The organism is Cohnella sp., from assembly GCF_041641335.1.
Lineage (GTDB): Bacteria > Bacillota > Bacilli > Paenibacillales > Paenibacillaceae > Cohnella.
Map to the genome: position 1 here is coordinate 1 of NZ_JBEPYQ010000142.1, position 13,516 is coordinate 13,516.

12 protein-coding genes are annotated in these 13,516 nt (G+C 58.4%); 4 read left to right on the top strand and 8 right to left on the bottom strand.

Annotated elements, in window-relative coordinates:
* Positions 1-30: 30 nt before the first annotated feature.
* Together ACESLM_RS29010 and pdxR are read right to left on the bottom strand one after the other, a co-directional pair.
* Positions 31-816 (bottom strand): helix-turn-helix domain-containing protein, encoded by a 786-nt coding sequence (locus ACESLM_RS29010; protein ID WP_372637816.1) that lies wholly within the window; start codon positions 814-816, stop codon positions 31-33.
* The gene (gene pdxR / locus ACESLM_RS29015) at positions 809-2,377 is read right to left on the bottom strand and encodes a MocR-like pyridoxine biosynthesis transcription factor PdxR (RefSeq protein ID WP_372637819.1); all 1,569 of its coding nucleotides are present in this window, start codon (positions 2,375-2,377) and stop codon (positions 809-811) included. Before pdxR ends, ACESLM_RS29010 begins: the two co-directional genes overlap by 8 nt.
* A gap of 161 nt (positions 2,378-2,538) precedes the next feature.
* Here pdxR and ACESLM_RS29020 point away from each other — a divergent pair, with 161 nt between their 5' ends.
* Positions 2,539-3,147, top strand: a complete 609-nt coding sequence (locus ACESLM_RS29020) for a pyridoxamine 5'-phosphate oxidase family protein (protein WP_372637821.1) — start codon at positions 2,539-2,541, stop codon at positions 3,145-3,147.
* 163 nt (positions 3,148-3,310) lie between these two features.
* On the top strand, positions 3,311-4,612 hold the full coding sequence (locus tag ACESLM_RS29025) for an aminotransferase class I/II-fold pyridoxal phosphate-dependent enzyme (RefSeq protein WP_372637824.1): 1,302 nt from the start codon (positions 3,311-3,313) through the stop codon (positions 4,610-4,612).
* A 395-nt stretch (positions 4,613-5,007) separates the two neighbouring features.
* Here the strand turns inward: ACESLM_RS29025 and ACESLM_RS29030 are convergent, their stop codons facing one another.
* The 5 genes from ACESLM_RS29030 to ACESLM_RS29050 all read right to left on the bottom strand — a co-directional run bounded on the left by ACESLM_RS29030 (position 5,008) and on the right by ACESLM_RS29050 (position 10,846).
* Complete coding sequence (locus ACESLM_RS29030) at positions 5,008-6,294, bottom strand: ABC transporter permease (protein ID WP_372637827.1); 1,287 nt, start codon at positions 6,292-6,294, stop codon at positions 5,008-5,010.
* The gene (locus ACESLM_RS29035) at positions 6,287-7,081 is read right to left on the bottom strand and encodes an ABC transporter ATP-binding protein (protein WP_372637830.1); all 795 of its coding nucleotides are present in this window, start codon (positions 7,079-7,081) and stop codon (positions 6,287-6,289) included. Before ACESLM_RS29035 ends, ACESLM_RS29030 begins: the two co-directional genes overlap by 8 nt.
* 86 nt (positions 7,082-7,167) lie before the next feature.
* Positions 7,168-8,310, bottom strand: a complete 1,143-nt coding sequence (locus tag ACESLM_RS29040; RefSeq protein WP_372637832.1) for a Ger(x)C family spore germination protein — start codon at positions 8,308-8,310, stop codon at positions 7,168-7,170.
* Entirely contained in the window at positions 8,307-9,746 is a 1,440-nt protein-coding gene (locus ACESLM_RS29045) for a spore germination protein (RefSeq protein ID WP_372637835.1), read from the bottom strand. Before ACESLM_RS29045 ends, ACESLM_RS29040 begins: the two co-directional genes overlap by 4 nt.
* Positions 9,743-10,846, bottom strand: coding sequence for a GerAB/ArcD/ProY family transporter (locus ACESLM_RS29050; protein ID WP_372637838.1), 1,104 nt, complete (start codon positions 10,844-10,846; stop codon positions 9,743-9,745). Before ACESLM_RS29050 ends, ACESLM_RS29045 begins: the two co-directional genes overlap by 4 nt.
* Before the next feature lie 81 nt (positions 10,847-10,927).
* Between ACESLM_RS29050 and ACESLM_RS29055 the strand changes: the two genes are divergently transcribed.
* Positions 10,928-11,164: a hypothetical protein gene (locus ACESLM_RS29055; RefSeq protein ID WP_372637841.1), complete on the top strand. Its 237-nt coding sequence runs from the start codon at positions 10,928-10,930 to the stop codon at positions 11,162-11,164.
* A gap of 76 nt (positions 11,165-11,240) precedes the next feature.
* On the opposite strand, the gene ACESLM_RS29060 is transcribed toward ACESLM_RS29055, so the two are convergent.
* Positions 11,241-12,443 carry an S-layer homology domain-containing protein gene (locus ACESLM_RS29060; protein WP_372637844.1) on the bottom strand — a complete coding sequence of 401 codons (1,203 nt, stop codon included), beginning with the start codon at positions 12,441-12,443 and terminating at the stop codon, positions 11,241-11,243.
* A 208-nt stretch (positions 12,444-12,651) separates the two neighbouring features.
* Between ACESLM_RS29060 and pdaA the strand changes: the two genes are divergently transcribed.
* Positions 12,652-13,440 carry a delta-lactam-biosynthetic de-N-acetylase gene (gene pdaA / locus ACESLM_RS29065; RefSeq protein WP_372637847.1) on the top strand — a complete coding sequence of 263 codons (789 nt, stop codon included), beginning with the start codon at positions 12,652-12,654 and terminating at the stop codon, positions 13,438-13,440.
* Positions 13,441-13,516 lie beyond the last annotated feature (76 nt).

The following is a 13,516-nucleotide window of genomic DNA, read 5'->3' on the forward strand; positions in this document are numbered from 1 at the left end:
GTGGACGGGCTTTTCTCATGAAAGCAAACTCTACCGAATTTCCGAAGGACTCTTGCCTGTATACTGCTTAAATTGCCGGCTGAAGAAGAAAATATCGCGGTAGCCGAGCGCGTCGGCGACCTCGGTCACGTTCATGCCCGCGTGCAGCAGCAGATGCTGGGCCCGCTCGATCCGCGCCCGGATCATGTAGGTTTGCACGGACATGCCGATCAACTCCTTGAACTTGATTGAGAAGTAGCGCGAGGACAGCCCCGCCCGCTTGCCCAAATCCTCGACGCGGTGCACTTCGCCGGGATGCTGCAAAATGTAGTTCGCGACCTCTCGGATGCTCTCGCTCAGTTGATTGCTGGCCTTCCGTTCGATGGGCTCTTGTCGATCGTAGCGCAGCAGATGGATAATTAACTGCTTCAGAATAAGCTGCGCTTCGACCTCGGCCGCGAACGTCTTCACCAGAAACAGACGCACGTACTTGGACAGCAAATGCTCAAAATCGAACGTGTCCTCCAGCACGCGATAAGGCTGCGGAACGTCTTCGACCGGTTCGGCCGCGTCGAAATGAATATACGTGAGCACGAGCGGCTTCTGCGGATTGTGCGTCGCCCACGTATGATCCCCTTTGCGGAAGAGAAAGCAGCTTCCCTTGCCCAGCGTGTACATCTTCCCGTTAAGAGACAGTTCCCCTTCGCCGCTCCACACGTAGAAAATATCGTAGTTGGCCAGCGGCTTTTCCCGCTTCTGCCACTTCCACCCCGGTTCGCACGAGATTTTCGCGAACGCGGGGAGCAGCACGAACGATGTAGGCGATAGGTTAATCATCAACGAGACCTCCTTGTTCCGGCCTTGCGCGCAGCACGTTCAGCGCTGCGGCTGCCCGACGGATTCGACGAATGCCTTCTTCAATCTGACGTTCGCTCAGGTGGGCGAACCCGAACAGCGCCGAAGGCGGCGTCTTCTCCGGGAGCGCCCCTTCGGACGGAATATCGTAAGCCGCCCCGTCCTTCCATACCGCTCCGCAGCGCGCGCACTCTTCGACCAAGCGGCGATAGCCTTCTGCCGTCCCTTCCCATCTAGCGTACACGTGCAGTCCGGCATCCGACGGAACAGCTGTGAACAACTCCTGCAGATTGGCGGCCAGGCTGGTGCGCAGCTTGTGCTCCAGCTTGCCGAGAACGCGGCGGGCCTTGCGCATATGCCGGTCGTAGCCGCCCGAGGACATCCAGTTCGCGAGCGCCTGCTGCTCCGCGATGCCCGTCGGGTGCGGGTCGTACAGCTTCTTGGCGAGCAGCAGCGGCTGCATCAGCTCCTTCGGGACGACGGCGAAACCGATTCTCATGCTGGCGCTCATAGAACGGGAGAACGTGCCGACGTAGACGACGCGGCCTTCCCGGTCCAGAGCTTTAAGCGGCTCGATCGGACGTCCTCCCCAGCGGAAGTCGCTGTCGTAATCGTCCTCCACGATCCACGCGTTGCGCCTGGACGCCCACGCCAGCAGCGCCTGCCTGCGCTCGTAGCTGAGCACGACGCCCGTCGGGAATTGCCGGGTGGGCGTCACGAACAGCAGCTCGGCGTCCCAATCCCTCGGCACGATGCCCCCTCCATCCGTGCGCTCCGCAACGAGAGTTGCCCCCGTTGCCTCCACGGCATTGCGAATGCCAACGTAGCAAGGATTTTCGATGACCGCCGACTTGCCTTCCTCCAGCATCAGCTGCGCCAGCAGCGCGATCGCCTGCATCGATCCGGAAGTAACGACGATATCGTCCTCCCGGCACGGAATGCCCCGCTCTCGGCGCAATCTGCCGGCGATTGCCTTGCGCAGCTCCAGGCTGCCTTCGGTTCCGTGGCCGTCGACCGCGCCGGAAGCTCCGAGGCTCTTCCATTGATGAGCGACTTCCGCTTTCCACTCCTGCCATGGAAAACGCTCCGAGCCAAGTCCCGCCGGAACGAACGAGACGATCTCCTCCCCGTCCGCGGGACGTCTCCGACCGGATGGGGGCTTCGGCCGGGGCGACGACGCCATCGGCGGCAGCTCCAGCAGACGGCGGCCCCACTTCGTCAGCCGCGGAGGCTCTCTCGCCGTATCGGACGCTCCTCCGGCCGAGGCTGCGTCCGATCCCGCCGCCCCCCGATCCGCACCCGCCACGAAAGTTCCTTGTCCGACGCCGGCCTGCACAAACCCTTCCGCGGACAGCATTTCGTAAGCCAGGCTGACGCTTCCCCGCGACAGTCCGTACAGGGCGGCCAATTGCCGGGTGGAAGGCAGCTTCTCTCCCGGTGACAGCGTCCCTTCCATAATCGCTTCCCGAATGGCCAAATACATCGCTAAATGCTTGCTGCCGCAATCGGACAGCTTGGCGGAATATGCAAACGGAGATGCCATACGTAACCCTTTCCTTCTTGGTTAGAGGTTGTTCAAAAAGTCCGCTATGGATCGCGATCTGAGTAAATGGACTAGTCATTTTACTGTAAAATGGATCTTTTCTCTTGTCAATGCAAGGCGTACACTGTTCCTCAACCAAGTGAAAGCGAGTGGATGTCTTTATGAGAAGAAAAGAGTTCCAAGCCGACGAACGGGAATGCATCGATTTTCTGGAAGAAAAGCACGACGGCGTGCTGACGTTCTCTGGGGCCGACGGCTGGCCGAAGGCGGTTCCGCTGAACTACGCCTGGCACGACGGGAACGTCTACTTCCATGGCAGCAAGCAAGGCGAGAAGATGGCCGGAATCGCCGCAGACCCTCGCGCCGAGTTCGTCGTCTATCAGGCTCACGCCTTTATTCCTTCTTATTTTACGGATCCTTACCTGGCCTGTCCCGCGACCGTCTTCTTCCGCTCCGTGCGCATTCGCGGAACGGTCTCCCAAGTCGAAGAGCCGGCTGAGAAAGCGTCCGCTCTGGCCGCGTTGCTCCGCAACATGCAGCCGGAAGGAGGACACTCGCCCATCGACGCGGCGGACCCGCGCTATGCCTCTTCCTTGCGGGGCGTCGCCGTCATGCGCCTTGAACCGGAGAGTCTGACGGGCAAGTTCAAGTTCGGCCAGAACGTTCCGGAGAAGAAGCGGGAGAGCATCGCCGAGCGCCTGCTCGAACGCGGTCTGCCGGGAGACGCCGATACGGTCGAGAGAATCCGCGGCGGCGGGGCGAGAAAGTAACTCCGCTGCCCCGTGCTCGAATAAGCAATCGGACCATGAAACGAATTGGTGAAAACTCACGAAATCCGTGTCCTTTTTTTTCGGGGAAAACGCTTTAACGCAATGACGCTCTTCGGTCAATGGTGTATAATATCACCTAATGACGATTGGAAGGATGAAAGTGATGAATCCCCTTGCTCAGCAGTTGAACGAGACGATTGCCCGAGACAATCCGCATGTCGCCGAAATGCTTTCCAGCCTCGGCAAAGCTATGTATTTGCCCAAGCTGGGCATCTTGAGCCAATCCGCCGAAGCGAAGCAGAAGGCCGGCTCCTACAACGCCACGATCGGCATCGCGACCGAGAACGGCAAACCCATGCACCTGGAGGTCATTCAGGAAACGCTGTCTGCTTACGATCCGAAGGATCTTTACGAATATGCTCCTCCGGGAGGAAAACCCGAGCTCCGCGCCATTTGGCGGGAGAAGATGATCGCCGAGAACCCGTCCGTCGCCGGCAAGCAGATCAGCCAGCCGGTCGTAACGAACGCGCTGACCCACGGTCTCAGCATCGTCGGCGACCTGTTCGTGGACGCGGGAGACGCGGTCATCGTACCGGACAAAAACTGGGAAAACTACGAGCTGACCTTTAACGTCCGCCGCGGCGGAGAAATGGTCTACTACCCGCTGTACGATGCGGACAATCGCTTCAACGCGGCCGGACTTCGAGACTCGCTGCTCTCCCGCAAGGACAAGGGGAAGGCGATCGTGCTGCTTAACTTCCCGATCAACCCGACCGGCTATACTCCGGGAGTGGAAGAAGGACGCGCCATCGTCGACGCCGTCCGCGACGCCGCAGAAGCCGGCATCAACGTCGTGGCTGTAACCGACGACGCCTACTTCGGCCTGTTCTTCGAAGATTCCTTGCAGGAGTCGCTGTTCGGCCAGCTTAGCGGCCTGCACGAGCGCGTTCTCGCCATCAAGGTCGACGGCGCGACGAAAGAGGAGTACGTATGGGGCTTCCGCGTGGGTTTCATCACTTACGGCGGCTTGAGCGACGCAAGCTTGTCGGCGTTGGAGCAGAAGACGATCGGCAACATCCGCTCCACGATTTCCAGCGGACCTCACCCTTCTCAGACGTTTATTTTGCGGGCGCTCAAGTCGGAGCGTTTCCAAGCGCAGAAGGAAGAGAAGTTCCGCATCATGAAAGGCCGCGCCAACAAGGTGAAGGATTTGCTGGACAGCGGCAAGTACGGCGACGTATGGACTTATTACCCGTTCAACTCCGGCTACTTCATGTGCCTTAAACTGACGGTGGATGCGGAAGCCGTGCGCCAACGTCTGCTGAACGCTTACGGCGTAGGCACGATCGCGCTGGGCGAGACCGATCTTCGCGTCGCTTTCTCCTGCATCGAGGAAGGCAATCTGGAAGACTTGTTCGACCGGATCTACCAAGCGGTTCTGGACGTAAAGGCGGGCAACGCCTAATCCGTTGGGTTCGATAGGCTAGGGCTGTCCCATAAGTAAGGGCAGAACATCGAGGGGGGGGTGTATCTTTATACATCCCCCCATTTTTTGGTTAAGCGACTATACGCGGCTCCCGCAGCTTGGGCAGCGCCGAGGCACTTTTTTGGCCTTAGCAGCCCAGCTCGGGCAGCGCCAAGGCACTTTCTTGGCCTTAGCCCCGCGGCTTGGGCAGCGCCAAGGCACTTTCTTGGCCTTAGCCCCGCAGTCTCGGTCCCGTCAAAACTCAACCTATTCGCCAGGACCGGGGACGACAATTTTTTAACTTTTTATTATCTTGAATCGACACCATCCTGTGCAGCTACCCTCTACCCGCTATGGGACGGCCCCTTCGTTTGCTCGGCAGGTGGCTCCGCCGGTCACAAGTCGTCCTCGTCCCTGAACTTCGCGATTTTCCGGGGCATCCACCAGCCGCACCAGAGCAAGCCGAACGCGATCGCCGCCAGCCAATAATCGAGCCGAAGCGCTTCTCCCGCTCCGGACCCGCCCAGCCCCGCGGTCGCCGGCCCGACGGCTCCGATCGCCGCGACGGCCGCGATGCCGGACCACCGCGCGACCGAAGCAGCCGCGGCGAGCTTCCCTTGCGGGGGAAGCGGCAGCGTGTCGGCCGTCTCCACGAAGCGAACCCTCTTAAGCTCGCTGAGCTGCAGTCCGCATACGACGAGCGATACGCCGAATGCGATCGCATCGGCCAGCGCGCTGCCCGACACGGCCACTACGATACACGTCACGATAATCCATCTCCACAACGCCCCGAACGTGTCTCCCCGCAAAAACACTTTGACGTACAAATAATGCCAAGCCCAGCGTTTGCTCCACGGGATAAGATTGCCGACCCAGGCGATCCAGCGACGATAAGACGGCTTGGCCGTCTCGGAAGGAACGTCTACGAACCAGCTCAGAAAGCCCATCCACTTGCGCCGGGACGAAGCCTCTTCTTCGATCAGCCGCTCCCAGGGCAGCGCATGCTGCGCGGGCAACCGCCACAGCAAAGCCAGCAAGACCATGCAAACCGCCGCCAACAGGATCGACGACGCCAGAGACTTGAGCAGCAGCGCCGTCACCGCGGCAACGGTCAGCAGCAAGCGGAAGGCTTTCAGTCCGATCCGCCAAAACCGCGCCGCCGCCCTCCGCTCGCGCCAGCCCGCGTAGACGTTGTATCCGGCCAACAGCGCGAACAGCGCAGCCAGAATAACGGGCGGATGAGCGTCCGCCAGCCCCGCCGTCTGCGGAGAACGGATGTAGATCGGCGCATACAGCGCGAAGACGACAAGCGTCCGAAGCACGCCCGCAAAGATCGCCCGGCGCAAGGCTCCGCCGATATATTGCCCGAGCACGCGGTTTTCCATCGCCAACAAGAAGATCGGGTCGGCCGGGCGCAAGTACGTCCGAAGCGGAGCTCGCAGCGCCGCCAGGGAGAGAACGATCGCCCCGACCCACTTGGACGGCCAGTCGTCGGGCACCGCCTTGATCAAGTCCGTGTACCAGATCAGCGTCGCGAAAAAAATCGCCGAAGCAAACAAGCCGAATCCGCTCTGGATCACATAGCGGAAATACGGCACGATCTCCTGCCGAAAAGCCGCGGCGCGCTCTCTCCGAAGGGAGTGCAGGAAGTCGCCCTGTTCCCCGTGCGCATTCCTACTCACCCGCGCGGCCTCCTTCCGCGGCTTCCACCAACGCCTCGAAAGCGTCGTCCAGCGTCGCTTCCGCCCCGGAGCAGCCGGCCTGCTCTTTGACTTCCTTCGGCGTGCCTTCCGCGATCAATCGCCCCTTGTGCAATACGACGAGCCGATTCGCCTTGCGTTCCAGCGCGGATAAAATATGGGAGCTGAGCAAAATCGCCGTGCCCTGCGCCCGGACTTCGTCCAGAGCGCCCACCAACCCCCGGATCGCCAGCGGGTCCAGCCCGAGGAACGGTTCGTCGATAATGAGCAGCGCGGGTTCGACGAGCAGCGCGTTCATGAGCATGACCTTCTGCTTCATCCCTTTGGACAGCGTATCCGGCAGCGACTTCATCGCGTCGGTCATCCGGAACGTCGCGGCCAGCTTGTCGGCGCGCGCCCAAGCGGCGTCCTGCTTAAGCCCGTAAGCCATCGCGGTCCACTGCAAATGCTCCTTCACCGTCAAGTTCGGGAACAAGGACGGCTGCTCCGGCACGTAAGAGATGGAGGAGCGGTACAGCTCCCTGTCCTCCTCCAGCGTCGCTCCGGCGACGCGAACTTCTCCGCTGTGCGGAACCATCAGTCCCAGAATATGTTTGATCGCGGTGCTCTTCCCCGCTCCGTTTAATCCGATCAGCCCCAGCAGCTCGCCGCGATTCAGCGTCAAGGATACGCCGTGCAGCACCGGCCGACGCCGGCTGTAGCCTCCCGTCAGCTCTTTGATCGCAAGCGCGGACTCGCCGCCCGTCTTCCCTTTCCCGGATACCACCAATCTCCAGCCTCCCGATAAGCGACATATATGCCTTTCGTTCTCTTTATTATAGCGGGCTCGGAGCAGGCTTACAAAAAGGGCGGACATTAAACCGTGAAGTTGGTGTGGTCGATTCTGGTGTTAACGTTCACGGTGAACCGGCAAATCGGGTATATTTCACTCCATTCGTCTTTGATCTGCTTCCACTGCTGCGGTTGCTTCCGATGGATGCGCTCCCCGATGCCGAGCAAATCTGTCGCGTGTTGCTGTGAAAACCCGATAAAGCTTTTGATTTGATCCTCGATTTCCGAATTCAGCCGCTTCTCCCATTCGGCGATCAGCTCTGGAGTGACGGTCTGGTCATCGCAGGGCTGCCCGACCAGATTCAGATCCGCGTCGACTTCGAGCCGGACGACGGGGATTCCGGTCTTATCGATCGAGGCCGTGATCCGGCTGCTGCTTCTCGTGTTTTCGAACGCAACCGTATCGCCGGGTTTTCCGTCGCAAGTCAGCTTTTCGTTTGTACTCCTCATGCGATTGGACGCCCTGAGATAGCCTTTGCTTAACCGGGAGGACATGAAGCCTGCCAATTGGTCGCCACGGAACGCGAAAAAACCGGTGGCTTGAATCAGACGGTTCAATTCTCCTTCCTTGCTCTTCAGCACTCGGATCGCCGGAATGCAAACCTCTTGATAGCCGTTGATTCTGTCCATGTAGATGTCCAGCAGAGACGTCTGCGAAGTCAGGCCCGTGGTTTCCCCTCCTTCGGCCAATCCCCTTAGAGCCTGCGCGCTGATCGAAGCGTTCGGCATCTCTACTTCCAGTACTCTCGAAGCCTGTCCGTCGATCATGTAGACGAGCGTTGTATTGCGAAATTGCCTGAAACGGCGAAGCGACTCGATCTGTTTGTCCAAGCTCTGAAGCGCAATGTCTTTACTGATCACGATCGCCGTCGTCTGGCCCCACAGCAGCGTACGGTCCGACATGACCCGCATTAACCTGGCAGCTTCAAAAATGTTGCTCCCTTCCCCAGTCAACATGAACGTCTTGTTCAACATCCCTTTAGGCTGTTGTTGTCCGGACGCCAGCCGCGCGATTTCGGCGGACAACTTCACGCCTCCGTTCTTCCCCACATCCAGGGCAATGGAATGAACGATATGGATTTCGTTCAACTCCAAGCTGCCTTTGCAGCCCGAACCAACCAAAGCGAAAACGGCTAACGCCCACGCGATCCGCCTTGCCGCTCTCATTTGTCCCCGCCTCTAAATCGATAAGGGTTAATTGCCCGAAACAAAGTCGGACGCTTGGAGTCCCAAGGAATCGGGCGCCGCACGATGACATCCGTCAATTCCTGCGCATTAAGGGGAGCTGCCGGCCCCAAGTACGGAACCCCGAATGAGCGCAAGGAAGCTAAATAAATCAGCAAAACGATAATCCCGGCGACGAGCCCAACGTAGCCGAGCAGAGAAGCGAGAAATGTCATCCCGAATTGGAGGAGACGGATGGCGTAATTCATGGCGTTCGGAGGCAGCGTGAATGTGCATATTCCCGTCAGCGCTGCAACGATAACCATGATCGGAGACACGATCCCGGCTTCCACCGCAGCTTGCCCGAGAATAAGCGCACCGACGATACTGACCGCCTGTCCGATTTGCTTTGGCATGCGAATGCCCGCTTCCCGCATGATTTCAAACGCGAACATCATAGCGAAGCTTTCCACGACGGCCGGGAACGGCACGGGCTCCTTCGCGGCGGCAATGCTTTGAAGAAGCGCGGTAGGCACGAGCTCGTGATGGTAAGTAACCGTCGCCACGTAGAACCCGGGCAGCAGCAGCCCGATCAAACCGCAAAAAATCCGGAGCATGCGGAGAAGGGAGCCGATATAGAAATTCCAAAAGTAGTCTTCCCCTACCTGAAAAGCCTGTAAAAAAACGAAGGGCAGCAAAATGACAAACGGAGTGCCCTGAACGATGATCGCGATTCGCCCGTCCATCAGCGCGCCGACGACGCGGTCCGGCCGTTCGGTTGATTCCACCATCGGAAACAGCGTTCCCCGGTGATCGGCGATCCACTCCTCGATCGCATTGCTTCCCACTATGAAGTCGGCGGTAATTTCGTCGATTCTGCGATGAACCTCTTTCAGAATGGACGGGTTCGTGATGCCGCCAACCGATAAGACCGCCAGCGGGGTCGGGCTCAGCCTCCCGATTTTACGGCTTTCGATTTTGAGCTGGGGAGAAGGACAATAGTAACGCACCAGCGCTAGATTATTGGTAAGAGACTCGGTAAACCCGCTTCTCGGTCCTTTGACAGTCGATTCGCTCGACGGCTCTTCCACGCTTCTAAGCTGAACGCCCAATAGATCGATGGCTGCGGCGCCCGGCGGATTCGCGAACAGCAGCAGCGCTTGTCCGGCCGCAAGACTTTCCGCTCCTTGCTGAATCGACTTGCGCCAGCCGTCGTCGCCGAACGCAAAGTCCTCGTTTCCGAACTCTTTGGCATGGGCCAGCAAATATTCCAGCCTTCTGTCATCCGTCAACCCCTGCAAATATGCGATTTTGATCGGCTCCCCCGAAGCAAGCTCCCGGTCGACGAAGATCAAATCGTCGGTATGCTGCATGCAATCCCGTATCCGTCGGACATTTTCAGCCAAATCCTCCGAGAATTCCGTTTGTCTAGCGTTCATGCGTTCACCTTCGTTTTGCCGCCGTCTCCCCGCAGCCATGCGATCAGCAGAAGAAATCCCGGAACGGCGTACTGGAATAAACAGAAATACCAGGCTTGCTGATCGTAAAACCTGCCGAGCTCAATGAGTCCCCATACTTTGAACTTGGCGCAAACATAGATTCCCGCCGCAACCGGAATAAGAAACCTGCGCGGTTTCTCCAGCTTCAGCAAATCGGCCAGTCCCTGCTGGGCGGACCAAAAATAAACGGTGAGCTTGATAAAGCAGCTCATCACCCACACGGCGACGAGGGCGGCGTCGAAACGCTCGATATACCGAAATAGGCGGATGTTCTGAATCAGGCTGATGCTAGGGTAAGTGAAAGACTCGGAAGCTTTTGCCCCGAACAACAGCGTACAAGAAAGCACCGATAGCATGAGCAGCACTGTCGTAACCGCCACGGCCCCGACGGCGTATGCCGCCGTTTTTTTCGTGCGGCGCACGTGATTCAGCATCATCGAGATGAACATAAGATCGCCCAGCCAAGAGGCGACGGGAATGATGCCGGAAAGCGGCTCAAGCCATCCGTTCTCAAGAATGGGGAGCAAATATTCCGGATGGTATTGCCAGCTCAGTGCGGCGTAAATGCCCAGAAAAGTAAACACGATAACGAAAAGCACAATCTCCGACACGCGGCTGAAGGCTTCGAGACCTCGATAGACCGCGTAAGCCCCCATGATGACGCCCGTAGCCAAATACCAAGACTGGGGAATGACCGGGCTCAGCGCGACGATGAAAAACTGCGCAAACTCTCTGACAATCCATGCGGTAACGTCTATAAAGTAAAATATTACAGCGAAAGCAAGCAGGCCCCCGATCCAAGGTCCTAGGACATGCTTACAGATGCGAATCAAGTTTTTGTCCGGATACATCCGGTTTAAAGTCATTAGAATAAGCAGATTCAACAGACCTGTCAGGCCGCCCGCAAGCACTAAGAACCACGAATTCCGTTCGGCGTAACGGACTAGCGTGGCCGGAGCGTACAGGCTGGAAGTCCCAATGGTCGATATGACGATAAGGGACATCAATTGAAAATTGCTGATCACTTCCCGGCGTTCCATATCGTACCATCCTTTCGGCGCCGTTACAGTATGCGCAAGGAGTTCCCTTTTTACTCGGAATAGGGAGGCTCGTCGCGAGGAATGGTAGACTCGGAGGTGTTCCGGATGAAAGCTTACGGACTAGCTTATTCGGCTTCCGGCATCTGGCTTGTTGTTGTATGCGTCTGGTTGTCGGATTACGATTGGTATCAGGCGCTCTCCGTCGGAACGTGGGGATTTCTCACCGTCGAAGCGATAACTATGCTGCCCGTTCTACTGTCGTTGTTCCTAGCGGAGCTAAGCGCGAAAGCTTCCGAGAAGAGTGCGCGAAACGGATAAAGAAGGCTGCGCAAAAAAACGGCGAATCGGGGATGGACCCCGATTTCGCCGTTTGTTCGACATAGCTACGACTAGTTTAAGATTGGATCTCGATCGTCTTCACGACGTGATTGACCCCGCGGACGACAACGTTCGCGTTAGGCGATAAGCCGGCGCCGCCGCTGATCGTTACGTTCGCGTCCACGTCGTAAATGATAATGTGGGTAATACCGTCCGACGTCTTGTTCAAGGAGATCGTCGCCAGCTTGCCGTCCGCATGAAGCGTGAACGAGCCGAGCGTGCCGCTGTCGGCGAATTGCGCGTTCGCCGCGGCGGATTTCGTCACGTCGACGAACACCGCTTTGCCTTCGAACGTGCGCACGAGCGCCTCGTCGCCGGACTGCAGGGCGGAGAGCGGAGCTTTGACGTTGTCGCGGAAAATGAACACATTAGCGTCGACCGGTACCGTCACCTTCGTTCCGTCCGATTTTCTGACCGTGAGCGCGTTGCCCGAGACCGTCTCGACCGTACCGACGATCGCTTGCGCCCTGCCCTCTTCGGGAAGCTGCTGATCGACGCGATCCAGCAGGGAAGCCAGCTCCGCCCGGGTAACGGGACGATTCGGCTGGAACGTCTTGTCGTCGTAGCCCTTGATCAGGTTTTTCTCCAGCGCCACCGCGATGTATCCGACGGAGCCTGCCGGAATTTCCTTGGCGTCGCGGAACGGCAGCTCCGTGCTCATCTTCAGCTTCGCTTCCGCTTCCAGCTTCATCGCCTTGACGAGCAGAACGGACGCCCATAGCCGGGTAGCCGGCTTATCCGGCTGGATTGCGGCCTCCGTCTCGGCGAACAGGTCGTTTTCCAGCGCTACAGCGACATAACCGACCGCCCAGCCGTATTTTTTCTGTAATTGGGCGAAATCTTTGAAATTCAATTCTGCGTTCCTATTCTCTGGCTTTTCTGCCTCTTCCTTGAGTCCCAGCAGACGCACCGCGGCAACAAGCGCCTCGATCCGGCTGATGTTGTTGCGCGGCTTGAAGCTGCCGTCCTCGTAGCCGTTGAATACGCCCTGGGCGGCAAGGCGGACGATCGGTCCGTACGCCCATTTCCACTCTTTGCCGTTCACGTCTTTATAATTCAAATGAATGCCGCTCTTGCCGCTTTTGTCGTCGTTCCGTTTTTTCGAGCCGCGATCGGATTGGGCCGAAGCCATCGCCGCGGTCGCGCTGCCCGCAAGCATGGCTAACGCCAGCGTAGCCGCAGCCGTTTTCTTAAGGACCGGTTGCATCTGTTTCATCATGAAGTCTCTCCTTTGCAGCGATCGTATTCGCGAGTATGTCCCGCATATATAAGCATTCAGGGAAATGCCCCTCCCTGGCAAGGCCCAAAGCCGGAAATAAGGCTCAGGTAGGAAGCATTATCCGGATTCGGACGCCGATCGTGAATAATTCCGATTCCTTCGAACCATGGTATTAAGAACCATGTCCGCAAGGAGAGTGCCTACGTTCATGCGCAATCGCTTGTTCGCCGTCTCGGCGTGCGGCCTGATCGCCGCCTGTTTGATTTTTGCCGCCAGCGCCGCCGCGAATCCTTATTCCCCCTACCACTTCGGATTCAAGAAGAGCAAGCAGGGAAGCCTGCCGTCCATCGCGCAGGAAGGGTTCATCGGCGTTCTGCAGAAACAGGAAGCCATCTTCCTCGGCAATACCGGTAACAAAGAGTTGTACCTGACCTTCGACAACGGCTACGAGAACGGCTATACGCCGCGCATTCTGGACGTTCTTCGCGACAAGCGGGTTCCGGCCGCCTTCTTCGTGACCGGACATTTCGTGAAGGACCAGGCCGGGCTGGTGAAAAGAATGTCCTCGGAAGGCCACCTGATCGGCAACCATTCCTGGAGCCACCCGGACCTGAGCCAAGTCGGAGCGGATCGCATTCGCGGTGAAATGGACAAGGTGAAACAAGGGGTGGCCGAGCTGACGGGCGCGCGGGAAATGCGGTATATGCGGCCGCCCCGGGGCATCTTCAGCGACTCCATGCTCGGCGTCTGCCGCGAGCTGGGGTATACCGGCGTCTTCTGGTCGGTCGCGTACAAGGATTGGGACGTCAACGCGCAGCGAGGCTGGAAATACGCGTACGACAGCGTGATGAGCCAGCTTCACCCCGGCGCGGTCATTCTGCTCCACTCCGTCTCCCGCGACAACGCCGAAGCGCTCGGCCGCATTATCGACGCGGCCCGCTCTCAAGGCTACGAGTTCAAGAGCCTCGACGAGCTGACGACGAGAACTTACCGGTAAGCGTCTAATCTACGTGCAACGCGGGGCTGTCCCAAAAGTAGGAACGCACAAAATTATCGATGATAAAAAAGGGGGG